The following is a 21,637-nucleotide window of genomic DNA, read 5'->3' as shown; positions in this document are numbered from 1 at the left end:
GTCCCCATGCCAGAGCAGAAGCCCCTCTCCACCGAGTCAACGGCCTTCCGCGCCGCCCTCGACGTCATCCGCACGGTCGAACCCCGGGTCGCCGACGCCATCGGCCAGGAGGTCACCGACCAGCGCGCGATGCTCAAGCTGATCGCCTCCGAGAACTACGCCTCCCCGGCCACCCTGCTGGCGATGGGCAACTGGTTCAGCGACAAGTACGCCGAGGGCACCGTCGGCCGCCGCTTCTACGCCGGCTGCCGCAACGTCGACACCGTCGAGTCCCTGGCCGCCGAGCACGCCCGCGAGCTGTTCGGCGCCCGGCACGCCTACGTCCAGCCGCACTCCGGCATCGACGCCAACCTCGTCGCCTTCTGGGCCGTGCTCGCCGACCGCGTCGAGGTGCCGTTCCTGGAGAAGACCGGCGCCCGCCAGGTCAACGACCTCACCGAGGCCGACTGGGCCCAGCTGCGCCAGGCCTTCGGCAACCAGCGCATGCTCGGCATGTCCCTGGACGCCGGCGGCCACCTCACCCACGGCTTCCGCCCGAACATCTCGGGAAAGATGTTCGACCAGCGGTCCTACGGCACCGACCCGGCCACCGGTCTCATCGACTACGACGCGCTGCGCGCCCAGGCCCGCGAGTTCAAGCCGCTGATCATCGTCGCCGGCTACTCCGCCTACCCGCGCCTGGTGAACTTCCGGATCATGCGGGAGATCGCCGACGAGGTCGGGGCGACCCTGATGGTCGACATGGCCCACTTCGCGGGCCTGGTCGCCGGCAAGGTCCTGACCGGCGACTTCGACCCGGTCCCGCACGCCCAGATCGTCACCACGACCACCCACAAGTCCCTGCGCGGCCCGCGCGGCGGCATGGTGCTGTGCGACGACTCCCTGAAGGACCAGGTCGACCGGGGCTGCCCGATGGTGCTCGGCGGCCCGCTGCCGCACGTGATGGCCGCCAAGGCCGTCGCCCTCGCCGAGGCCCGGCAGCCCGCCTTCCAGGACTACGCCCGCCGCATCGTCGACAACTCCCGCGCCCTGGCCGAGGGCCTGACGCGCCGCGGCGCCACCCTGGTCACCGGCGGCACCGACAACCACCTCAACCTGATCGACGTGGCCGGCTCCTACGGCCTCACCGGCCGCCAGGCCGAGGCCGCCCTGCTGGACTCCGGCATCGTCACCAACCGCAACGCCATCCCGGCCGACCCGAACGGCGCCTGGTACACCTCCGGCATCCGGGTCGGCACCCCCGCCCTGACCACCCGGGGCCTCGGCACCGCCGAGATGGACGAGGTGGCCGGCCTCATCGACCGGGTCCTGACCACCACCGAGCCCGGCACCACCAAGTCCGGCGCCCCCTCCAAGGCCCAGCACGTCCTCGACCCCAAGATCGCGGACGAGATCTCGCACCGGGCCACCGACCTGGTCGCGGGCTTCCCGCTCTACCCCGAGGTCGACCTCGGCTGACCCTCACAGGTCGATCAGCTCCTGACGGGGCTCCCCGCGCGGCGGCCCGGCGCGACGCCGGTCCGCCGCGCGGCGCACCAGCAGCGTGCCGGCGACCCCGGCGGCGAGCCCGCCGGCGGCCGCCCACCACAGCGGCCCGGCGGACCGGGACGCGCGCCGGTCCGCGGCGGCCGGAGCGCCGAGGAGACCCGCGCGGTCCAGCCGGTCGTAGAGGTCCCGCCGCGCCGGGTGCCACCGGATGTCGTCGTCCTGCACGTCCGGCGCGGGGTCCGAGCGCACCCAGGGCGTGCCGTCCGCGGCCAGGAAGAGCTGGTCCACCCGCTCCAGGGCCACGTCCCCGCCCGGCGCCCGGACGGTCTGCGGCCAGCCGCCCACGCCGGTCAGCCCCCACACCACGGTGACCCGCACCCGCGGGTACCGCCCGTGCGTCCAGGCCCGGGGCACCGGCCGGGTCCCGGTCCAGTCCGGCCGCAGCAGCTCCCGGAGCCGGTCGAAGGCGGGTTCGCCGGACGTCACCGCCCGGGGCGCACCACCGGCCGGGAGGATCATCACCACATCGGGTGGATCGGCGCCGGCCGCCCGCGCCGAGCCCGGCGCCACGGCCGCGGCGAGCGCCACCGCGGCCGCCGTCAACCGGGCGGCCCGCAACCGCCCCCGCCGCGGGCCCCGTGCGTCCATGATTTTCCCCCTCCGGTGTCCCACCCTTTGTTACACCCCGCGGAACGGATCGCGCCCCACCTGTTTCCCACCCGTTCCGGATCGCCGCCCGTTACCTGAGAGAATGGTGAACATGGCCACTGACCGACCCCGCGTGCTCTCCGGAATCCAGCCCACCGCCGGCTCGTTCCACCTCGGCAACTACCTCGGCGCCGTCCGCCAGTGGGTGTCCCTGCAGGAGTCCCACGACGCGTTCTACATGGTCGTCGACCTGCACGCGATCACCGTGCCGCAGGACCCGGCCGAGCTGCGGGCCAACACCCGGCTGGCCGCCGCGCAGTTGCTGGCCGCCGGTCTCGACCCGGACCGCTGCACCCTCTTCGTGCAGAGCCACGTCCCCGAGCACGCCCAGCTCGCCTGGGTCATGAACTGCCTCACCGGCTTCGGCGAGGCCTCCCGCATGACCCAGTTCAAGGACAAGTCCGCCAAGCAGGGCGCCGACAGGGCCTCCGTCGGCCTGTTCACCTACCCGGTCCTCCAGGTCGCGGACATCCTGCTGTACCAGGCCAACGAGGTGCCGGTCGGCGAGGACCAGCGCCAGCACATCGAGCTGACCCGCGACCTCGCCGAGCGTTTCAACGGGCGGTTCGGCCAGACCTTCACCGTGCCGAAGCCGTACATCCTCAAGGAGACGGCGAAGATCTACGACCTGCAGGACCCGACGGTCAAGATGAGCAAGTCGGCGTCGACGCCCAAGGGCCTGATCAACCTGCTCGACGAGCCGAAGGCGACGGCGAAGAAGGTCAAGAGCGCGGTCACCGACACCGACACGGTGATCCGCTACGACACCGCGGACAAGCCGGGCGTCTCCAACCTGCTCACCATCTACTCCACCCTCACCGGCCGCTCGATCGAGGAGTTGGAGAAGGACTACGAGGGCAAGATGTACGGCGCGCTCAAGACCGACCTCGCCGACGTCATGGTGGAGTTCGTGACGCCGTTCCGGGAGCGCACCCGGCAGTACCTGGAGGACCCCGAGACGCTCGACTCGGTCCTGGCCAAGGGCGCGGAGAAGGCACGGGCCGTCGCCGCGGAGACGCTCGCGCAGGCGTACGACCGCGTGGGGTTCCTGCCGGCGAAGCACTGAGCGGCACCCGGGCGTGCGACCGCACGCGCACCCGGGCGGGCGGAGCGCTGCACATCACTGCCGCCGCGCCTGCCCACGGGACACCCGTGGCCGTACAGTCGATAACCGACGGGTGAGAAGAAAACAGACACGACGAGGGGAGACGACGTGGGGACCGTAACGATCGGCGTTTCTGTCGCCGTCCCGGAGCCTCACGGCAGCCTGCTCCAGCAGCGGCGCGCGGGCTTCGGCGACGTCGCGGCCCACGGCATCCCCTCGCACGTCACCCTGCTGCCGCCGACCGAGGTGGACGCGGCCGACCTGCCGGCGGTGGACGCCCACCTCAGAGGGGTCGCGGCGGCCGGGCGGCCGTTCCCGATGCGGCTGTCCGGCACCGGCACCTTCCGGCCGCTGTCGCCGGTCGTCTACGTCTGCGTGGTCCAGGGCGCGGAGGACTGCGCCTGGCTGCAGCAGCGGATCCGGGACGCCTCCGGGCCCGTGCCGCGTGAGCTGCAGTTCCCGTACCACCCGCACGTCACGGTCGCGCACGGCATCGGCGAGGCGGCGATGGACCTCGCCTTCGCCGAGCTGGCCGGCTTCCGGGCCGAGTGGCCGTGCACCGGGTTCGCGCTGCACGAGCAGGGCGCCGACGGCGTGTGGCGCAAGCTGCGCGAGTACCCGTTCGGCGGCTCCGTGGTGCCGCCGCAGGCGGGCCACCTGGACCGCGGCACGATCGCCAGCCGGTAGCCGCCGCCCCGCCCGGGGCGCTCAGAGGGGCAGCCGGCGGAACACCGACCGCGGCACGTGCCGCAGGACCGCCGTCACCGGACGGAGCACGCCCGGCACCCACACCGTCTCCGAGCGGCGGCGCAGGCCCAGTTCGACGGCCGTGGCGACCGCCTCCGGGGTGGTGGCGAACGGGGCCCGGGGCAGCCCGGCCGTCCCGCGGGTGAGGACGAACCCGGGGCGTACGACCATGACGTGCACCCCGGTGCCGTACAGCGCGTCGCCGAGACCCTGGGCGAAGGTGTCGAGCCCGGCCTTGCTGGAGCCGTAGATGAAGTCCACGCGGCGGGCCCGGTCGCCGGCGACGGAGGAGAGGACCACCAGCGACCCGTGGCCCTGGGTCTGCAGCGCGCGGGCCGCCACCAGGCCCGCCGACACGGCTCCGGTGTAGTTGGTCTGCGCGACCCGCACGGCGCGCAGCGGTTCGCGCTCGTCGTGGGCCTGGTCGCCGAGGATGCCGAAGGCCAGCAGCACCAGGTCGACGCCGCCCTCGGCGAACACCTCGCCGAGGACCGGCTCGTGGGACTCGGGATCGAGGGCGTCGAAGGCCACGGTGCGCACGTCCGCGCCCAGCGCGCGCAGGCTCCGGGCCGCCTGCTCCAGAGCGGGCGAGGGCCGTCCCGCCAGCCGCACGGTCCGGGCGCCGCGGGCGATCAGGCGGCGCACCGTGGCGAGCGCGATCTCGGAGGTGCCGCCGAGGACGAGCAGGGACCGGGGGAGGGGTTCGAGGTCGGACATGCCGGTGACCGTATCGTCCACTTATGGGCGTCTGGCCAGGGAACATGGTTCGGTGCGGCGGAACGGGTGATTAGTGGGATGTCACTGAACAGTGCCGCCGTCGCCCGCACATCGGTTCCCGGTCGCGCGGGCAGATGCCGACCATGGACTGGCTGAAGAAGCTCCCCGGCATCGGGCCGATCGTCACCCGTCTGACGGCCACGCACGCCTGGCGTTCCTACGAGCGCCTGGACCGGGTGAAGTGGACGCGACTGGCCGCCGCGATGACCTTCGTCAGCTTCGTCGCGCTGTTCCCGCTGCTGACGCTGGCCGCCACCGTCGGCGCCGCCACGCTCAGCCGGTCCCAGCAGAGGAACCTGCAGAACAAGATCGCCGAGCAGATCCCGGGCATCTCCGACCAGCTCGACATCAACTCCCTGGTGGAGAACGCCGGCACCGTCGGGGTCATCGCCGGCGCCCTGCTGCTGTTCACCGGCATGGGCTGGGTCGGCCAGGTGCGCGACTGCCTGCGCGCGGTGTGGGAGCTGCCCGACAGCGAGGAGAACCCCCTCGTCGCCAAGGCCAAGGACGCGGGCATCCTGGTCGGGCTCGGCGGCGCCGTCGTCGTCACCCTCGCCATCTCCACCGTGGCCTCGGCGATGGTGGGCCGGCTCAGCGACGCGCTCGGCCTGGACCGGGCCGGCTGGGGGCACGTGCTGCTGCAGATCATCGCGTTCGCGGTGGCGGTGCTCGCCGACTTCCTGCTCCTGCTGTACGTGCTGACCCTGCTGCCCGGCGTCGAGCCCCCGCGCCACCGCCTGCTCGTGGCGGCGCTGACCGGCGCGGTCGGCTTCGAACTGCTGAAGCTGCTGCTCAGCGGCTACATCCAGGGAGTCGCGTCGAAGAGCATGTACGGCGCGTTCGGCGTGCCCGTGGCGCTGCTGCTGTGGATCAACTTCACCGCGAAACTGGTCCTGTTCTGCGCCGCCTGGACGGCGACGCGGAGCAAGGACGCCGAGCTCACGGACGCGTCCGGCGGCGCATCAGCTCCGGCAGCGGCCAACGGCGGTTGACCAGGAACACCCCGCCCCCGAGCAGCGTCAGCAGCCCGCCGGCGATGGCCAGGGCGGTCCCGGCGCCGGTGGAGCCGCTCCGGCCGCCGGCGCTCGCCACCGGCCGGGTGCCGCCTGCGTCCGACCGCCGCTCGGTCCCGGCGGTGGCGCCCGGCTGGGCGGTGGATGGCTCGGCGTTCAGCGGCGGGACCAGCTCGCCCACCGGCTGCGCCTTGCCGGCCGCCCGGAAACCCCAGTCGAGCAGCTTCGCGGTCTCCTTGTAGACCTCGTTGTGCTCGTGCTTCGCCGGGTTCATCACCGTGACCAGCAGCACCTTGCCGCCGCGTTCGGCGACGCCGGTGAAGGTGGACCCCGCGTTCGTGGTGTTGCCGTTCTTCACCCCGGCGATGCCCTGGTAGACGGGCACGTCCGTGTCACCGCTCAGCAGCCGGTTGGTGTTGCGGATCTCGCCGGACTCGAACTTCGCCGACACCGTGGAGCAGTACTCGCGGAAGTCCTTCTTCTGCAGTCCCGAACGGGCGAACAGCGTCAGGTCGTACGCCGACGACACCTGCTTCGGCGCGTCGTAGCCGTCCGGGCTGACCACGTGCGTGTCCAGGGCCTGCAGTTCCCGCGCGTGGGCCTGCATGTCCCCGACGGTGCGGTCGACACCGCCGTTCATCGCGGCCAGCACGTGCACGGCGTCGTTGCCCGAGCGCAGGAAGACACCGAGCCACAGGTCGTGCACCGAGTAGGTGTGGCTCTCCTTTATCCCCACCACGCTCGAACCGGCGCCCATGCCCGCGAGGTCGGAGGGGACCACCTTGTGCTCCATCGTCTTCGGGAACCGGGGCAGCAGGGTGTCCGCGAACAGCATCTTCAGGGTGCTCGCCGGGGGCAGCGGCCAGTGCGCGTTGTGCGCGGCGAGGATCTCGCCGGACTCGGCGTCGGAGACGATCCAGGACCGTGCGGTGAGGTCCTTGGGGAGGACGGGCACGCCGGCCGCGAGGTTCACCTGGGTCCCGGGCCGGCCGAGCCGGGCGCCGCCCACCCGCGACATGCCCACCGGGGGAGTGGCCACCGGGCCCGTGGAGGGCTTCGGAGCCGCGAGCGCCACGGGCGAGGCGACGGACAGGGACAGCAGCGTGGCGGAGGCGACCAGCAGGGGCCGCCTGAAGGTCTTCTTCGGTGCGGGCACGGCAGGAAACGTACCTGTCGTGGTCATCGAAGTCCCGCCCGGCACTCCACCCCGGCCACGGGCCGCGTGTCGCGGCGGCGATACTGGAGCCATGCCGTGCTCATCCGGGGGACAGCCCCCGGGCTCCCGGACGGTGGCCCGGGCCCGGCGCCGTGTCGAAAGGTAAGCCCCTGTGAAACTCAGCCGCCCGGTCTCCTGGTTCCTGCTCGCCTTCGGGGTGTGGAGCTGGGTCATCTGGGTCACTTTCGTCAAGAACCTGGTCAAGGACGGCAGCGGACTCGCCTTCGACGACGGCCACCCGACCGCGTACTTCTGGGTGCACCTGCTGCTGGCGATCGTCTCCTTCGTATTGGGGACGGTCATCGGGGTCATCGGGTTGCGCGGGGTGCGCGCACTGCGCCGGACGTCATAGCGGGAGACACTGCAGCGTGGTCATCGTCTTCGTCCTCGTCGCGGCGGCAGCCCTGGCCGTGCTGGTGTCCGGGCACTGGTACGTGTGGCGCCGCCTGGTCCGTGACACCACCCGCGGCCCGGGTCCCGCCCGCCGCGCCGGCACGGCGGTGTTCGTCGCCGGACCGCTGCTGATGGCCGGCGCCCTGGTCGCCGAACGCTCCGGCGCCCCCTTCTGGCTCCAGCGCGTCCTCGGCTGGCCCGGCTTCCTGTGGATGGCGCTGGCGCTGTACCTGCTGCTCGCGGTGGTGGCCGGCGAGCTCGTACGGCCGCTGCTGCGCAGGCTCCTGGAGCGGCGGGCGCAGCACACCGAGGCCCCCGTGCGGGAGCCGGAGACCGTGCCGGCGGCGCCCGGCCCGTCACCGCGGGAGCCGGAGCCCGCCGGGCAGGCGCCCCGCGCGACGAGCGCCCCCTCCCGGCGGCTGTTCGTCTCCCGGGTCGTGGGCGGCACCGCCGCGGCCGCCGCGGTCGGCACCGTCGGCCAGGGAACCTACGGCGTGCTGCGCGGGCCGCGGGTCAAGCGCGTCACCGTGCCGCTCGCCCGGCTGCCGCGCGCCGCGCACGGCTTCCGGATCGCCGTCGTCAGCGACATCCACCTCGGGCCCGTCCTCGGCCGCGGCTTCGCGCAGCGGGTCGTGGACACCGTCAACTCCACTCAGCCGGACCTGATCGCGGTCGTCGGCGACCTGGTGGACGGCAGCGTGAAGGACCTCGGTCCGGCCGCCGCGCCCCTGGCCCGGCTCAGCGCGCGGCACGGCGCGTACTTCGTCACCGGCAACCACGAGTACTTCTCCGGCGCCGAGCAGTGGGTCGCCGAGGTGCGCACCCTCGGGCTGCACCCGCTGGAGAACGCCCGCACCGAGCTGCCGTACTTCGACCTGGCCGGGGTGAACGACCTCCAGGGCGAGAGCGAAGGGCAGGGCCCGGACTTCGCCAAGGCGCTCCACGGGCGGGACCCGGGCCGCGCCTGCGTGCTCCTCGCCCACCAGCCGGTGCAGATCCACGAGGCGGTCCGGCACGGCGTCGACCTCCAGCTCTCCGGCCACACCCACGGCGGCCAGCTCTGGCCCGGCAACCTGATCGCGGCCGCCGCCAACCCCACCGTGGCCGGACTCGAACGCTACGGCGACACCCAGCTCTACGTCAGCCGGGGCGCCGGCGCCTGGGGACCGCCCACCCGGGTCGACGCGCCCTCGGACGTGACCGTGATCGAACTGGCCGCCACCCGCGCCTGATCCGGCGGCCCGCGCCCGCCGCGGAAACCGCTTGCGGCTCCCTGTGGAGAGGCTGTGGAATTCGGCGGAAACAACGCCTCGGTAAGTTCTCGCTCATTGGGGCCGATTGCTCTTCCCCCCGCCGAAACAGGTGTGATTAGGTGAGCCGCGCCACCAGGGGAGTGGCCGATTTTGTGCTGGGCCAGGGGTAGGGCCTTGGCAGGCAGGCCTGGGGAGGGCACCACCATGCGATCTGTTCGCATGCGCATTCTCGTGACGCTGCTCGTACTGGTCGTCGTGGGGATCGGCGGCTGGCAGCTGCTGCCGTCGCAGGACGACAAGAACCGGACGATCACCGTCGGCACGACCGACGCCGTCACCTCACTGGACCCGGCCGGCGCCTACGACGCCGGTTCCTGGGCGCTGTTCAGCAATGTCTTCCAGACCCTGCTGACCTTCGAGCCGGGCGGGGTCCAGCCCGTCCCCGACGCGGCGAAGAGCTGCGGCTTCGAGGGCGGCGGACTGAAGACGTACCGGTGCACCCTGCGCGACGACATCACCTTCCCGAGCGGGCGCAAGCTCACCGCCGAGGACGTGAAGTACTCCTTCGAGCGGGTCAAGAGGATCAACTCGGACGTCGGCCCGGCGTCCCTGTTCTCCACCCTCGGCTCGGTGACCGCCGACAGCGCGACGACCGTCACCTTCCACCTGTCGTCCCCGGACGCCACCTTCCCGCTGAAGGTCGCCACCGGCGCCGGCTCGATCGTGGACAAGGACGCCTATCCGGCCAGGGCGCTGCGCACCGGCGACGGCGTCGACGGCACCGGCCCGTACACGCTGACCTCGTACACCAAGGACCGCAAGGCCGTCCTCGCGCCCTACGCCAAGTACGCGGGCTACCTCGGCGAGACCGGCCGCCCCATCGAGCTGCGCTACTACGCCGACTCCGGGCAGCTGCAGAACGCCTGGCGGCACAAGCAGGTCGACGTCGCCACCCGCACGCTGCCGCCGCAGGTCCTGTCCGAGCTGAACCCGAGCGACCCCACCCAGCGCGTCACCGAGTCCGACAGCTCCGAGACCCGCAACCTGTACCTCAACACCCGCTCCGCCTCCCCGCTGCACGACGCGCGGGTGCGCCGGGCCATGGCCTGGCTGGTCAACCGCGAGGAGCTCGCCGCCAAGGTGTACGACGGCACGGTCGACCCGCTGTACTCGCTGATCCCGACCGGCATCATCGGCCACACCACGTCCTTCTTCGACACCTACCCGACGCAGAACGCCAAGAAGGCGCGGGAGCTGCTCACCGAGGCCGGGGTGAGCCTGCCGGTGCGCTTCACCCTCGGCTACGGCAAGGGCCGGGGCGCCGGCGCGGAGGAGTCCGCCGAGCTGAAGCAGCAGCTCGAGAAGGGCGGCCTGTTCAAGGTGGACGTCCAGGGCTACGAGTGGACCGACTTCCAGAAGCGCTGGGCCGCGGGCAAGATGGACGCCTGGGCGGTCGGCTGGGTGGCCGACTACCCCGACCCGGACACCTTCGGCTCCCCGCTGGTCGGCACCGGCTCCACCATGAGCACCGGCTACAGCAACAAGGCCGTCGACGCCCTCATCACCGACAGCCAGCAGTACGCCGACCGCTCGCGGGCCTCGAACGACTTCCGCGCCATCCAGGGCGACGTGGCGGCCGACGTGCCGCTGATCCCGCTGTGGCAGCGCAAGGAGTACGTGGTCAGCACCGAGGACGTCGGCGGCGGCCAGTACCTCTCGGACGGCACGGGCGTGTTCCGGCTGTGGCGCCTGCAGTGGATCTGACGGACCGGGGGTGAGGGGTCAGTCCCCTTCCCCGCACTCGCCCGGGCCCGTGCGGGAGTCCTCGCGCCCGGCCCTGGCCGCCGGGTCCGGCAGCGCCCGCGTCATCCCGGGCAGGAAGTCCGTGAACAGCTCGTGGACCTCCAGCACCAGGGGGCGCAGCACCCGGAACCGGGCCAGGGCCACCCCGCGGGCGGTCAGCCGCGCCCCCCGCCGCGCCAGCCGGTAGCTGCGCTCGCGGCCCTCGGTCCGGTCGAAGATCCAGTACAGGACGAGGCCCATCTGGGACAGCCACATCAGCTCCGGCAGCACGTCCCTGAGTTCGGGCGCCACCTTCGACTTCGAGCCGGCCAGCACCTGCCGGTGGACGCTGATGGCCTGCTCCCGCGCGTGCTCGCTCTCCGGGGAGAACGGGCTGAGCGGGCTGTCGGGGTCGGCGGCGTTCTTGAAGAACTGGACCGCGAACTCGTGGTACGGGCGGGCGATGTCCAGCCACGCGGTCAGCACGCCCGCGAGCCGGGCCTCCAGATCCGTCTCCCGGTCCAGGACCCCCCGCACCGCCACCTGGTGCTCGGCGGCGATGCGGTCGTAGAAGCCCTGGATCAGGTGCTCCTTGCCCTCGAAGTAGTAGTACGCGTTGCCGACGGAGACGCCGGCCTCCGTGGCGATGGCCCGCATGGTCGTCTTGTCGTAGCCGCGCTCCTGGAAGAGCCGCATCGCGGTCTCCAGGATCAGCGCGCGGGTCTGCTCGGACTTGCTCTGGGGGCCGGCCGCTTCGGGGCCGTCGTTCTTCGCGGGCACGACAGGAGCCTAACCAGTCGCGCAGGCTCCGCCGGAACAGGACGGCGGGTTGTGGGTCCAGCCCGTGTACGGGTCGTACCTCCACCCGTCGGTCCGCCGGTACGGCTGCCCGCCCCATTGCGCGCCCCGCCACTTGGCGGCCGCCAGCACCGCGGCCCGGGCCAGCTTCGCCCCGGCCGGGGTGCTCAGCCGGTGGGCGAGCGGGCGGTGTTCGCGCAGCGCCCACAGGACGACGATCCAGGCGCGGGAGGCCTGGTAGACCTGCCCGGAGTCACCGATCACGGTGACCTCGTCGAGGGTGGCGGCGTGGTCGAGGCCCGGGAAGCGGCGGCGGGCCTGGTCCGAGCCGGCCGGGACCAGCTCGAGCGGCACCAGCTTCGGCTGCCGCACGAGCCAGTCGCGCAGGTGGGCGCAGAGGGCGCACTCGGCGTCGTACAGGACGGTGAGCCCGCGGACCGGGACGGATCCGGCGTCCCGGTCCGGCGCGGAGGTCACCGCGCTCACGCGCCGGCCGTGGGCGGGACCCAGGCCTGCGGGGGCACCGGGGGCTGCTGCTCGCGCTCCATCAGCCCGCGCCGCCGGATCCTGTTGAGCACGTACACGTTGCCCAGGTGCATCACGCCGAGCACCAGCAGCACCACCCCGAGCTTGGCCGACAGGGCCTCGAAGATGCCGCGGGTGTCGTCTATCTCGCCGTCGTCGTTGAGGTACAGCGCCACGAAGCCGAGGTTGACCAGGTAGAAGCCGACCACCAGGAGGTGGTTGACGGCGTCGGCGAGCTTCTCGTTGCCGTGCAGCACGTCGGCCAGGAAGACCCTGCCGTTGCGGCTGAGCGTGCGGGCCACCCAGACGGTCAGCGCGACGCTGACCACCAGGTAGATGACGTAGGCGATGACGGTGCGGTCCATGCCCCACCCCTTCTTGAACGCGTTCAAAACGCTGACAGGGATGACTGTAGACCTGCTTTTGAACATGTTCAACTCAAGGGGGCGATGGATCGCGTCAGTTCAGGCGGCCCAGCTCCGGGCGCTTGCTGTAGTCCGTGAACCCGAGCACGTTCCCCCAGGGGTCGGCGATCTCGACGGTCCAGCCGGTGGCGCCCGGGAACACCTCGTCCAGCGGCACGATCCCGGCGCCGGCCAGCGCCCGGGCCGCCGCCCGCGCGTCCGGCACCTCGAGCCACAGCCGCGGCGACGGCCACGGCGGCGGCCGGTGCCCCAGCGCCTCCTCGGTGCGCAGCAGGATGCCGGGTGTCTCGCCGCCGACCTTCAGCAGGGCGATCCCGGCCTCGTCGAGCCGGAACCCGACGGTGAACCCGGCGCGTTCGTAGAAGGCGACGGCCTCGCCGAGGTCGCCGACGGGGAACAGCGCGTTGTCGAACCCGAGCAGCTCGTACGACCCTTTGTCTGACATGTCGTCACATTAAGGCCGGAAACGCGCCATACGCGAGAAGCCCCACCGGAACACGTCCGGCGGGGCTTCTCGCGTATGGCGCGAGGGGCGCCTACATACCGCTCAGCGACCGGGCGTAGTTGATCTGCCCCATGATCGCGGGGAAGGTGGCCGGATCCCGCGCCGGGACCATCGTGGAGTGGTGCCGGCCCGCGCTGGTCACGGTGACCTGGACGTAGCCCGTGGTCCGCTTCTCCTTCATCAGCAGGAAGAGCAGGCCGAGCAGGTAGAACAGGAAGAAGACCACGGCGAGCACGATGGCGTGCGGCGGGATCCGCTCCTCGGTGTGCGACATGTCGGTGGCGTTCCAGACCGCGCCGCGCAGCGGCAGCTGTCCGGCCGGGGTGACGATCTGATCGCCCGTCACCATGATGTCGCCGATCGACAGCAGCACGGCGCCGCCCATGGGCGCGGGAGCGGCAGGCCCGCCCGGAGCCTTCGGCTGCTGCGGGAACCCGTACCCGGGCTGCGGCGCGGGCGCCGGGTAGCCGTAGCCGGGCGCGGTCGGGGGCTGGGCCGGGTAGCCGTAGCCGGGCGCGCCCGGGGGCTGCGCCGGGTAGCCGTAGCCGGGCCCGGCCGGGGGGTGCGCGGGGGCGCCCGGGGGCGGCGCGGACGCCGCCGGAGGGTGCCCCGGGCCCCACGGGTGGTTCGCGCCGGTCTGCGGATTCGGCTCGGTCATGCTGGCGTCCCCCTGATGGCCGCTTCGTCGGATCGAGTGATCATCCTGCCATCCGTCGCCCCTGCCGCCGGCCGCCCCGGGAACGGCGAAGGGCCCCGTCTCCGGCGGATGACCGGATACGGGGCCCGACTCGCTGGACGCGGAAGGGAATCAGTAGCGACGCGTGATCAGCGCGCGCTTCACTTCCTGGATCGCCTTGGTGACCTCGATACCGCGCGGGCATGCGTCCGTGCAGTTGAAGGTCGTGCGGCAGCGCCACACGCCGTCGCGGTCGTTGAGGATCTCCAGGCGCTGCTCGCCCGCCTCGTCACGGCTGTCGAAGATGAAGCGGTGGGCGTTCACGATCGCGGCCGGGCCGAAGTACTGGCCGTCGTTCCAGAACACCGGGCAGGACGACGTGCACGCGGCGCAGAGGATGCACTTGGTGGTGTCGTCGAAGCGCGCGCGGTCCTCGGCGGACTGCAGACGCTCGCGCGTCGGCTCGTTCGTCTCCTTGGTGACCAGGAACGGCATGACGTCCCGGTACGCCTGGAAGAACGGCTCCATGTCCACGACCAGGTCCTTCAGGACCGTGAGGCCCTTTATGGGCTCGACCGTGATCGGCTTCTCGGGGTTGATGTCCTTGATCAGCGTCTTGCACGCCAGGCGGTTCTTGCCGTTGATCCGCATGGCGTCGGAGCCGCAGATGCCGTGGGCGCAGGAACGGCGGAAGGTCAGGGTGCCGTCGACGTCCCACTTGATCTTGTGCAGACCGTCGAGGACGCGCTCCTTGGGGTCGATCTCCAGCTGGAAGTCTTCCCAGGTCGCCTCGGCCGAGACCTCCGGGTTGAACCGGCGGATCCGGAAGGTGACGGTGATGTAGGGGGAGTCGGCGAAGCCGGGCTCGGGCTGGCCGGCCGCGTCCGCCTTGTCCAGAACAGGGGTAGCCATCAGTACTTACGCTCCATCGGCTGGTAGCGGGTCTGGACGACCGGCTTGTAGTCGAGACGGACGGTTTCCGAGCCGTCTGCGCCGACCTCGCGGTACGCCATCGTGTGCCGCATGAAGTTGACGTCGTCGCGGCTCGGGTAGTCCTCGCGGTAGTGACCGCCGCGGGACTCCTTGCGGGCGAGGGCCGAGACCGCCATGACCTCGGCCAGTTCGAGCAGGTTGCCCAGCTCGATCGCCTCGAGGAGGTCGGTGTTGAACCGCTTGCCCTTGTCCTGGATCGCCACGTTCTTGTAGCGCTCGCGCAGCTCGGCGATCTTCTCGACGGCCGTCTTGATCGTCTGCTCGGTGCGGAACACCATGACGTTGGCGTCCATGGTCTCCTGCAGCTCACGGCGGATGGTGGCCACCCGCTCGCTGCCGGTGGAGTTGCGCAGCCGCTCGATCTGCTCGACGACGAACGCCTCCGGGGCCTCCGGCAGCTCGACGAAGTCGGACCTGTGGGAGTACTCGGCGGCGGCGATGCCCGCGCGGCGGCCGAACACGTTGATGTCCAGCAGCGAGTTGGTGCCCAGGCGGTTGGCGCCGTGCACGGAGACACAGGCGACCTCGCCGGCCGCGTAGAGACCCGGGACGACGGTGGTGTTGTCCGCCAGGACCTCGCCCTCGACGTTGGTCGGGATGCCGCCCATGGCGTAGTGCGCGGTCGGCTGGATCGGGATCGGGTCCGTGTAGGGCTCGATGCCGAGGTAGGTCCGCGCGAACTCGGTGATGTCCGGGAGCTTGGCGTCGAGCTGCTCCGGCGGGAGGTGCGTGAGGTCCAGGTAGACGTGGTCGCCCTCGGGACCGCAGCCGCGGCCCTCACGGATCTCCGTGTAGATGGAGCGGGAGACGACGTCACGGGACGCGAGGTCCTTCATGACCGGCGCGTACTTCTCCATGAAGCGCTCGCCGTCCTTGTTGCGGAGGATGCCGCCCTCACCGCGGGCGCCCTCCGTCAGCAGGATGCCCATGCGCCAGATGCCGGTCGGGTGGAACTGGAAGAACTCCATGTCCTCCAGCGGCAGGCCCCGGCGGTAGACGGCGGCCTGGCCGTCACCGGTGAGGGTGTGCGCGTTGGAGGTCACCCGGAAGAACTTGCCGGTGCCGCCGGAGGCGTAGATCACGGCCTTCGCCTGGAAGATGTGGATCTCGCCGGTCGCCAGCTCGTACGCCACCACGCCGGCCGACTTCCTGACGCCGTCGACCTCGGTGATGAGCTGGTCCAGGACGTAGAACTCGTTGAAGAACTCCACGCCCTCCTTGACGCAGTTCTGGTACAGCGTCTGGAGGATCATGTGGCCGGTGCGGTCCGCGGCGTAGCAGGACCGGCGGACCGGGGCCTCGCCGTGGTTGCGGGAGTGACCGCCGAAGCGGCGCTGGTCGATCGTCCCGTCGGGCGTCCGGTTGAACGGCAGGCCCATCTTCTCCAGGTCGAGGACGGCGTCGATGGCCTCCTTCGCCAGGATCTCGGCGGCGTCCTGGTCGACCAGGTAGTCACCGCCCTTGACCGTGTCGAAGGTGTGCCACTCCCAGTTGTCCTCCTCCACGTTGGCCAGCGCGGCGGCCATGCCGCCCTGCGCGGCGCCCGTGTGGGAGCGGGTGGGGTAGAGCTTGGTCAGCACGGCGGTGCGGCTGCGCTTCGTCGACTCGATGGCCGCGCGCATGCCGGCGCCGCCGGCGCCGACGATGACTGTGTCGTACTTGTGGATCTTCATGATTCTCGCAGCCCCGTGCCTAGCGGATGTTCGGGTCGAAGGTGAAGATCACCAGCGTGCCCAGCAGGATGGTCCACACCGTCGCGGTGTACAGCAGGGCCTTCAGCCACATGCGGGAGGCAGGCCGCTCGGCGTAGTCGTTGATGACCGTGCGCAGGCCGTTGGCGCCGTGCAGCATCGCCAGCCACAGCATCAGCAGGTCCCAGACCTGCCACCAGGGGGAGGCCCAGCGGCCGGCCACGAAGGCGAAGCCGATCTTGGAGACGCCGCCGTCCAGCACGAGCTGGATCAGCAGGTGGCCGATCACGAGGACGACGAGCACGACGCCGGACAGGCGCATGAACAGCCAGGCGGCCAGTTCGAAGTTGCCCCGGGTGGACTTGGGGGACTTCTTGGTGCGCTTGCGCGGCGCCTCGATCAGGGGGGCCGGGTTGTCGACGGAGTACACCGGGGTGCTCTCGACGGGGCCGACTCCGGACGCGGGGGTTTCAGTCGTGGACATGAGTGTCAGCTCCCGAACAGGGCACGAGCGGCGTGGCCGAGGACCGGGTAGATCGCGCCGACCATCAGGACGATCCAGACGCCCATCACGGTCCAGAACATCTGCTTCTGGTAGCGCGGGCCCTTCGACCAGAAGTCGACGGCGATGACGCGCAGGCCGTTGAGCGCGTGGAACAGGATGGCGGCGACGAGGCCGTACTCCAGCAGCGCGACGATCGGCGTCTTGTACGTCGCCACGACCTTGTCGTAGGCCTCGGGGGAGACACGGACGAGTGCGGTGTCCAGCACATGGACGAACAGGAAGAAGAAGATGAGGACGCCGGTGACTCGGTGAGCCACCCAGGACCACATTCCTTCCCGTCCGCGGTACAGCGTTCCAGCCGGCACGGAAGAACCCTCCGGGAGCGGGGACTAGGGCCGCGCCGGCTTCACGGTCGGTCGGGCCCGGCCGGGTACGGTCCACCGGCCCTCAGCATCGTATCCATGCGGCGCGGCGTGGCTTACGGGGGGCCTACTTGTGTGATCAAAGTGGCACCGGACGGGCTAGGGGTGCGGCATTCGGGTGGAAGGTGCGTTCATATCCCGGAAGCGGGCGTGTTGTGGCTGGTCGCGCCGGTCGGCGGACCCGCGGACGAGCCCGGCGCCGGGCGCGCCAGGTACGTCGCCAGCCGGTGCTTCGCCAGGCGCCGCAGCTCCTCCGCCGCGATGACCCGCTCCTCCTCCGGATCGTTCGCCAATCGTGACCGGATGCCCTCGAGGATGCGGTCGATGACCTCGTGCGCCGGGGTGTCGCCGAGATAGATGACGAACGTGTGTCCGAATCTCGCCTCGTAGGCCGCGTGGGCCGCGCTCAGCGCCATGTGCGCCGCCGAGTAGGTGTCCGCCGGCAGCTCGGGCAGCGGCTCGCCCGCGAGCGCCCCGGCGAGCTCGGCCGCGGACAGGTCGTAGACCGCCTCGTCCGACGCGGCCAGCAGGGCGTCCAGGTCGGGGTAGGGGCGGTGCTCGGCGATCCGCCCTGACCAGCGCGGATCGCGCAGGCAGCGCAGCAGCATCGCGCCCGCCTCGTCGGCGGGGGCGGCGTTGAAGGCGTCCAGCGGCGTGGGGAGGTACGGGAGACGATGCGCAGGCAGCGTGGGTCCTCGCGTCACATGTGGTGTGGCAGGGGATCTTGTGAAGGCTGTGTCGCTACGTTATCGAGAGTGGTCACAGTGTGTCCGACGGGTATCTGAATTTCACCCGTACGGAAGAGTTTCGGAACCCCTCGATGACGGGTCGCGGGCCGATCGGTCGTACGTTGGCTGAGTGAGCCAGCACAGGCGCCGGGCGTCGGCGCAGCAGGTGAGGCGGAAGCGGGCGGCGGTGGCCGCGGCTTTCGCGGGGACCGTCGCGCTCGGTGTGGGCGTCGGCGTCTGGGCCTCGGCGGACAGCGGCGGTAGACCGGCGCAGGACGTGGCGCAGGCCCCGGCGGGCCGGGCGCCGAGCAGTCCGTCGCCCAGCCGCTCCTATCCGCTCTCCCGGGCGCCGCAGACCATACCCGCGGTCAGATCGCACACCGCGGCGCACGGCCCCGGCTGGCGCCCGCAGAAGGGCGACCGGCTGGTGATCGGCGACCCGTCGCTGGCCGACGAGGGCCGGCTGACCGCCGGTGAGCTGGGCCTGGCGTACGCGGGGCAGAAGAACGACAAGCGGGCCGGGGACGTCCGGCTCACGCTGGGCAGCGGCGGCGGCAACCCTGAGTCGTACACCATGACCGTGCGCGACGGCCGGGTCGACATCAGCGGGCCGGCCCAGGCCGGTGTCTTCTACGGCACCCGCACCCTCAAGCAGGAGGTGCACGGCGGCGGCACGGCGCCGGAGGGCGTCGTGCGCGACCAGCCCGCCAAGCCGGTGCGCGGCTTCAACCTGGACATCGCCCGCAAGCCGTACAGCGCGTCCTGGATCGAGGACCGGATACGCGAGCTGGGCGACCTGAAGTTCAACGAGCTGGGGCTGCACTTCTCCGACGACCAGGCCTTCCGGATCGAGTCCAGCAGCCACCCCGAGATCGTCTCCACGGACCATCTGACCAAGGCGCAGGTCAAGCGGATCGTGGACCTGGCGAACAGCCGGCACATCACCGTGGTGCCCGAGATCGACTCGCCCGGACACCTCGGCGCGGTCATAGCCGCCCACCCCGACCTGCAGCTGCGCAACGCGAACGGGGTCGCCACCCGGGGCGCGATCGACATCTCCAAGCCCGGCTCCGCGAAGATCGTCGACGATCTGCTCAACGAGTACGCCGGGGTCTTCCCGGGCGGCCAGTGGCATCTGGGCGGCGACGAGTACCAGGCGCTGACGGTCTCCGACCCGCAGGCCTCCTACCCGCAGCTCGCGGCCGCGGCCCGGCAGCGGTACGGCTCCGGCGCGACCGTCGCCGACCTCGCCACCGGCTGGCTCAACGACCGCGCGGCCACCGTGCGCGCCCACCACCGCACCATGCGGGCCTGGAACGACGGCTTCTTCCGCAACACCTCCGTGCAGCCCGCCAAGGACCTCCAGGTCGCCTACTGGACCGGCAAGGAGATCGGCGCCCGGCAGCCGGTGGAGTACCTGCGCGCCGGCCGCAAGGTCCTCAACTACAACGACGAGTTCATGTACTACGTCCTCGGCCAGCCGCAGACCTTCGTCTACCCGACCGGGCAGCGGATCTACGAGCAGTGGAACCCGCTCGTGCTGCGCGGCACCACCGCCGTCCCGTCCAGCTACGACGGGCAGATCCCCGGCGGCTCGTTCGCCGTGTGGAGCGACATCCCGGGCGCCCAGACCGAGGCGCAGGTCGCCGCCGGGATCCGGATGCCGCTCAGGGCCACCGTGCAGAAGCTGTGGGACCCGGGGAAGCCGGCGCTGTCCTGGGCCGAGTTCAGGGCCCTGGCGAACCGGCTGGGCTGAGCGGCCGCCGGGCACGGTATCTTCCGCGTGCCGTGCGTACGGCACGCGGAGGACACCTCGGGGGGAAATGTCATGTCCGTTGCACGCTTGCGCCCGCCGCGCACGCTCGGGCGGCTCGCCTGCGCGCTGCTGGTGCTGGTCGCCGTCACCGACCTGCTCGCCGTCGGCGCCGGCTACCACGTCTACCGCGAGGCCGGCGTTCTGGCGGCGGGCACCGGCATCGGCGCCACGCCCTCCCCCCGCGCGGCGCGCGCGGACCACCTGTACGCGGCGGCCGGAGCGCTCCAGACGGTGACCTGGCTGGTCTGCGCGCTGGTGTTCCTGGTCTGGCTGTACCGGGTGCGGGTCAACGCCGAGGTGTTCCGCCCGGACGGGCACAGCAAGGCGCGGGCGTGGGTGATCGCCGGCTGGGTGGTGCCGCTGGCGAACTTCTGGTTCCCCCGGCGCGTGGTCCTGGACGTCTGGGACTCCAGCGGCCCCCTCGGCACGCCCCCGCGCCACGCGTTGGTCAACCTCTGGTGGGCGCTGTGGCTCGTCTCCACGGGCGTGGGCCCGCTCATGGCGGGCCTCTACGACTCGGCGGTCACGGCCCCCGAGTTCCGCAACGCCGCGCTGCAGGGGATGGCAGCGGACGCGGTGGACATCGTGGCCGCCGTCCTCGCGGCCCGGCTCGTCCTGCGGCTGACCCGGATGCAGCAGGAGAGGATCCTCGCCGGACCTGTCTTCGTCCCGGCTCTTGGCTGAAAACCTTCGGCTGTGACACCCTCGGCCCGTTGCACGCAGTAAGGGGAAGTGTGGGCTCCGTATAAGCGGCGCCTTGGCGAGGGAGGCTTCCATGAGCCTGGTGGAACTGATCGCGCGGGCCGGCGAGCGGGGGCTGGCCGTGAGCGGTCTGGCTTGTTTGGATCGGTGCGTGCCCCTGCTGGGCGGCGACGACGAGGTGCTGCGCCCGCTGTGGGCCAGCGTCGCCGAGGGCTCGGACTGGGGCGTGGGCCTGGAGAAGGCGCGCGGCGCGCTGGGCCCGGAGGACTCCGACGAGGACGAGGCCGCCCGGCTCGCCCACCGCATGCTGGACGAGGCCCCGGCGGAGCGCACCACCGAGGCGCTACGGGCCTGGGCGGACGCCTGCTCCGTCGCCTCCCTGCGCGTCCACCGGCTCCTGGACCCCGCGGCCGACGGCGCGGACGGCGCCGGCGACGTCGAGGCCGGCCGCACCGGCGACGTGGAGGACCTGCCCCCGCTCGTCGCCGCGGAACTGCGCCGCCAGACCGTTGTCCTGGAACTCGTCGCCGAACACGGTGCGAACGGCCTGCGCCGGGCCCTGGACGTCTCCGTCGAGGGCCGCCGGGTGCTGAGCGCGGTGGTCTCCCGCCGGGCCCGCAGCCGCGGCTGACGCTCCCGCCCCGGACCGCCCGGCCCCGTCCCGGGCCGCCCCGTCCCGGGCCGCACCGGTCCCGGCTTCCGTTCCGCCCGGACCGGACGCCCGGGGCCGGCCGCACGATCCCGGCCGGCGCCCGGTGGGCCGGCCGTTTCAGGCCTGGGGGGCGTAAACCTCGGGTCTGGGGGAGTGCTGTGTCCGTCCTGGGGCGGTGGTGGGGTGGTCCTGCGCCGGTTGCGGGGACCCGCCGGATCGCTGTGACGGATGCCGTGGGCGGCCCGCTCTTCCCTATGTGACAGCGCACTACGTGACAGCACAGCAGGAGACCCGGCCGCACGCCGCGGCCAAGCCCGCACGCTGGGCCGCGGACGCGGTGGCCGCCATGCGCGAGGGCGCGCGGCTCAGGCTCGACTACTCGGTGCAGAGCCTGTGGCGGCTGGACCGGATGATCGACGGCATCCGCCGCGAGGGGCCGCCGTACGCGGCGGTCGAGCACGCGTTGCGCGGCTTCGGCGCCTACGCCGGCGAGGTCGTCGTCCGCCGGACCGGCGCCGAGTGGTGGTCGTCCGGCGGCGAGTACTGGGTCCGCACGCCCGACGGCCGGCTGTGGGACCCCATCGACGAGGCCCGCCGCGCCTACGCCGGCCACGGCTCGCTGCGGCTGCTGTGCCGGGACGCCACGAGCGCACCACCCGGCTGACACCGGCGCCCGGCGCCCGGCACCGGGCGCCCCGGCGGCACATACCGGCCTCG

24 protein-coding genes are annotated in these 21,637 nt (G+C 72.0%); 11 read left to right on the top strand and 13 right to left on the bottom strand.

All coding sequences use genetic code 11. The annotated features are described in order from the left end of the window. The first annotated feature begins 6 nt into the window (after positions 1–6). The gene (locus TNCT1_RS02580) at positions 7–1,458 is read left to right on the top strand and encodes a glycine hydroxymethyltransferase (RefSeq protein WP_143627692.1); all 1,452 of its coding nucleotides are present in this window, start codon (positions 7–9) and stop codon (positions 1,456–1,458) included. A gap of 3 nt (positions 1,459–1,461) precedes the next feature. Here the strand turns inward: TNCT1_RS02580 and TNCT1_RS02575 are convergent, their stop codons facing one another. Continuing rightward, on the bottom strand, positions 1,462–2,136 hold the full coding sequence (locus TNCT1_RS02575) for a hypothetical protein (protein ID WP_235902275.1): 675 nt from the start codon (positions 2,134–2,136) through the stop codon (positions 1,462–1,464). A 112-nt stretch (positions 2,137–2,248) separates the two neighbouring features. Here TNCT1_RS02575 and trpS point away from each other — a divergent pair, with 112 nt between their 5' ends. Together trpS and TNCT1_RS02565 are read left to right on the top strand one after the other, a co-directional pair. Further along, positions 2,249–3,262 carry a tryptophan--tRNA ligase gene (gene trpS, locus TNCT1_RS02570; protein WP_143627690.1) on the top strand — a complete coding sequence of 338 codons (1,014 nt, stop codon included), beginning with the start codon at positions 2,249–2,251 and terminating at the stop codon, positions 3,260–3,262. 147 nt (positions 3,263–3,409) lie between these two features. Then, positions 3,410–3,988, top strand: coding sequence for a 2'-5' RNA ligase family protein (locus tag TNCT1_RS02565; RefSeq protein WP_143627688.1), 579 nt, complete (start codon positions 3,410–3,412; stop codon positions 3,986–3,988). A gap of 21 nt (positions 3,989–4,009) precedes the next feature. Here the strand turns inward: TNCT1_RS02565 and TNCT1_RS02560 are convergent, their stop codons facing one another. Continuing rightward, the gene (locus TNCT1_RS02560) at positions 4,010–4,765 is read right to left on the bottom strand and encodes a decaprenylphospho-beta-D-erythro-pentofuranosid-2-ulose 2-reductase (protein ID WP_143627685.1); all 756 of its coding nucleotides are present in this window, start codon (positions 4,763–4,765) and stop codon (positions 4,010–4,012) included. Between the two features lie 143 nt (positions 4,766–4,908). Here TNCT1_RS02560 and TNCT1_RS02555 point away from each other — a divergent pair, with 143 nt between their 5' ends. Then, entirely contained in the window at positions 4,909–5,817 is a 909-nt protein-coding gene (locus TNCT1_RS02555) for a YihY/virulence factor BrkB family protein (protein WP_143627683.1), read from the top strand. Here the strand turns inward: TNCT1_RS02555 and TNCT1_RS02550 are convergent. Beyond that, positions 5,765–6,994, bottom strand: a complete 1,230-nt coding sequence (locus tag TNCT1_RS02550) for a D-alanyl-D-alanine carboxypeptidase family protein (protein ID WP_308789263.1) — start codon at positions 6,992–6,994, stop codon at positions 5,765–5,767. The two genes, TNCT1_RS02555 and TNCT1_RS02550, sit on opposite strands and share 53 nt — an antisense overlap. Positions 6,995–7,166: 172 nt before the next feature. Between TNCT1_RS02550 and TNCT1_RS36085 the strand changes: the two genes are divergently transcribed. The 3 genes from TNCT1_RS36085 (at position 7,167) to TNCT1_RS02540 (ending at position 10,464) form a co-directional block, all read left to right on the top strand. After that, positions 7,167–7,406 carry an SCO4848 family membrane protein gene (locus tag TNCT1_RS36085; RefSeq protein ID WP_235902271.1) on the top strand — a complete coding sequence of 80 codons (240 nt, stop codon included), beginning with the start codon at positions 7,167–7,169 and terminating at the stop codon, positions 7,404–7,406. 16 nt (positions 7,407–7,422) lie between these two features. Continuing rightward, complete coding sequence (locus TNCT1_RS02545) at positions 7,423–8,679, top strand: metallophosphoesterase (protein WP_143627679.1); 1,257 nt, start codon at positions 7,423–7,425, stop codon at positions 8,677–8,679. A 240-nt stretch (positions 8,680–8,919) separates the two neighbouring features. After that, positions 8,920–10,464 carry an ABC transporter substrate-binding protein gene (locus TNCT1_RS02540; protein WP_143627677.1) on the top strand — a complete coding sequence of 515 codons (1,545 nt, stop codon included), beginning with the start codon at positions 8,920–8,922 and terminating at the stop codon, positions 10,462–10,464. Positions 10,465–10,482: 18 nt separating this feature from the next. On the opposite strand, the gene TNCT1_RS02535 is transcribed toward TNCT1_RS02540, so the two are convergent. The 10 genes from TNCT1_RS02535 to TNCT1_RS02490 all read right to left on the bottom strand — a co-directional run bounded on the left by TNCT1_RS02535 (position 10,483) and on the right by TNCT1_RS02490 (position 17,726). Continuing rightward, the gene (locus TNCT1_RS02535; protein WP_143627675.1) at positions 10,483–11,262 is read right to left on the bottom strand and encodes a TetR/AcrR family transcriptional regulator; all 780 of its coding nucleotides are present in this window, start codon (positions 11,260–11,262) and stop codon (positions 10,483–10,485) included. 9 nt (positions 11,263–11,271) lie between these two features. Continuing rightward, positions 11,272–11,766, bottom strand: coding sequence for a thiol-disulfide oxidoreductase DCC family protein (locus TNCT1_RS02530; RefSeq protein ID WP_143627673.1), 495 nt, complete (start codon positions 11,764–11,766; stop codon positions 11,272–11,274). Next, positions 11,763–12,170: a hypothetical protein gene (locus TNCT1_RS02525; RefSeq protein WP_143627671.1), complete on the bottom strand. Its 408-nt coding sequence runs from the start codon at positions 12,168–12,170 to the stop codon at positions 11,763–11,765. Before TNCT1_RS02525 ends, TNCT1_RS02530 begins: the two co-directional genes overlap by 4 nt. 94 nt (positions 12,171–12,264) lie before the next feature. Beyond that, a complete protein-coding gene (locus TNCT1_RS02520) occupies positions 12,265–12,675 on the bottom strand; it encodes a VOC family protein (protein ID WP_143627669.1) in 411 nt (136 codons plus the stop codon). A 91-nt stretch (positions 12,676–12,766) separates the two neighbouring features. Then, entirely contained in the window at positions 12,767–13,393 is a 627-nt protein-coding gene (locus TNCT1_RS02515) for a hypothetical protein (protein WP_143627667.1), read from the bottom strand. Positions 13,394–13,543: 150 nt separating this feature from the next. Beyond that, complete coding sequence (locus tag TNCT1_RS02510; RefSeq protein WP_143627664.1) at positions 13,544–14,323, bottom strand: succinate dehydrogenase iron-sulfur subunit; 780 nt, start codon at positions 14,321–14,323, stop codon at positions 13,544–13,546. Then, a complete protein-coding gene (gene sdhA / locus TNCT1_RS02505; protein ID WP_143627662.1) occupies positions 14,323–16,077 on the bottom strand; it encodes a succinate dehydrogenase flavoprotein subunit in 1,755 nt (584 codons plus the stop codon). The genes TNCT1_RS02510 and sdhA overlap by 1 nt, the downstream gene beginning before the upstream one ends. Positions 16,078–16,096: 19 nt before the next feature. Then, positions 16,097–16,579, bottom strand: a complete 483-nt coding sequence (locus tag TNCT1_RS02500) for a succinate dehydrogenase hydrophobic membrane anchor subunit (RefSeq protein WP_143627659.1) — start codon at positions 16,577–16,579, stop codon at positions 16,097–16,099. Positions 16,580–16,584: 5 nt separating this feature from the next. Beyond that, on the bottom strand, positions 16,585–16,965 hold the full coding sequence (gene sdhC / locus TNCT1_RS02495) for a succinate dehydrogenase, cytochrome b556 subunit (protein WP_143627657.1): 381 nt from the start codon (positions 16,963–16,965) through the stop codon (positions 16,585–16,587). Positions 16,966–17,153: 188 nt separating this feature from the next. Next, positions 17,154–17,726, bottom strand: coding sequence for a 2-oxo-4-hydroxy-4-carboxy-5-ureidoimidazoline decarboxylase (locus TNCT1_RS02490; RefSeq protein ID WP_143627655.1), 573 nt, complete (start codon positions 17,724–17,726; stop codon positions 17,154–17,156). Between the two features lie 154 nt (positions 17,727–17,880). Between TNCT1_RS02490 and TNCT1_RS02485 the strand changes: the two genes are divergently transcribed. The 4 genes from TNCT1_RS02485 to TNCT1_RS02470 all read left to right on the top strand — a co-directional run bounded on the left by TNCT1_RS02485 (position 17,881) and on the right by TNCT1_RS02470 (position 21,584). Next, positions 17,881–19,506 (top strand): glycoside hydrolase family 20 protein, encoded by a 1,626-nt coding sequence (locus TNCT1_RS02485; RefSeq protein ID WP_373920452.1) that lies wholly within the window; start codon positions 17,881–17,883, stop codon positions 19,504–19,506. 72 nt (positions 19,507–19,578) lie between these two features. Further along, on the top strand, positions 19,579–20,250 hold the full coding sequence (locus TNCT1_RS02480; RefSeq protein WP_143627653.1) for a DUF4328 domain-containing protein: 672 nt from the start codon (positions 19,579–19,581) through the stop codon (positions 20,248–20,250). A gap of 91 nt (positions 20,251–20,341) precedes the next feature. Next, positions 20,342–20,899: a hypothetical protein gene (locus TNCT1_RS02475; protein WP_143627650.1), complete on the top strand. Its 558-nt coding sequence runs from the start codon at positions 20,342–20,344 to the stop codon at positions 20,897–20,899. A 292-nt stretch (positions 20,900–21,191) separates the two neighbouring features. Continuing rightward, a complete protein-coding gene (locus tag TNCT1_RS02470) occupies positions 21,192–21,584 on the top strand; it encodes a hypothetical protein (RefSeq protein WP_174266114.1) in 393 nt (130 codons plus the stop codon). Positions 21,585–21,637: the final 53 nt, after the last annotated feature.

This window comes from Streptomyces sp. 1-11, assembly GCF_007176755.1.
GTDB lineage: Bacteria > Actinomycetota > Actinomycetes > Streptomycetales > Streptomycetaceae > Streptomyces.
Note: the sequence above shows the minus strand (reverse complement) of the source record. Positions and strands in the feature narration are given on the sequence as shown.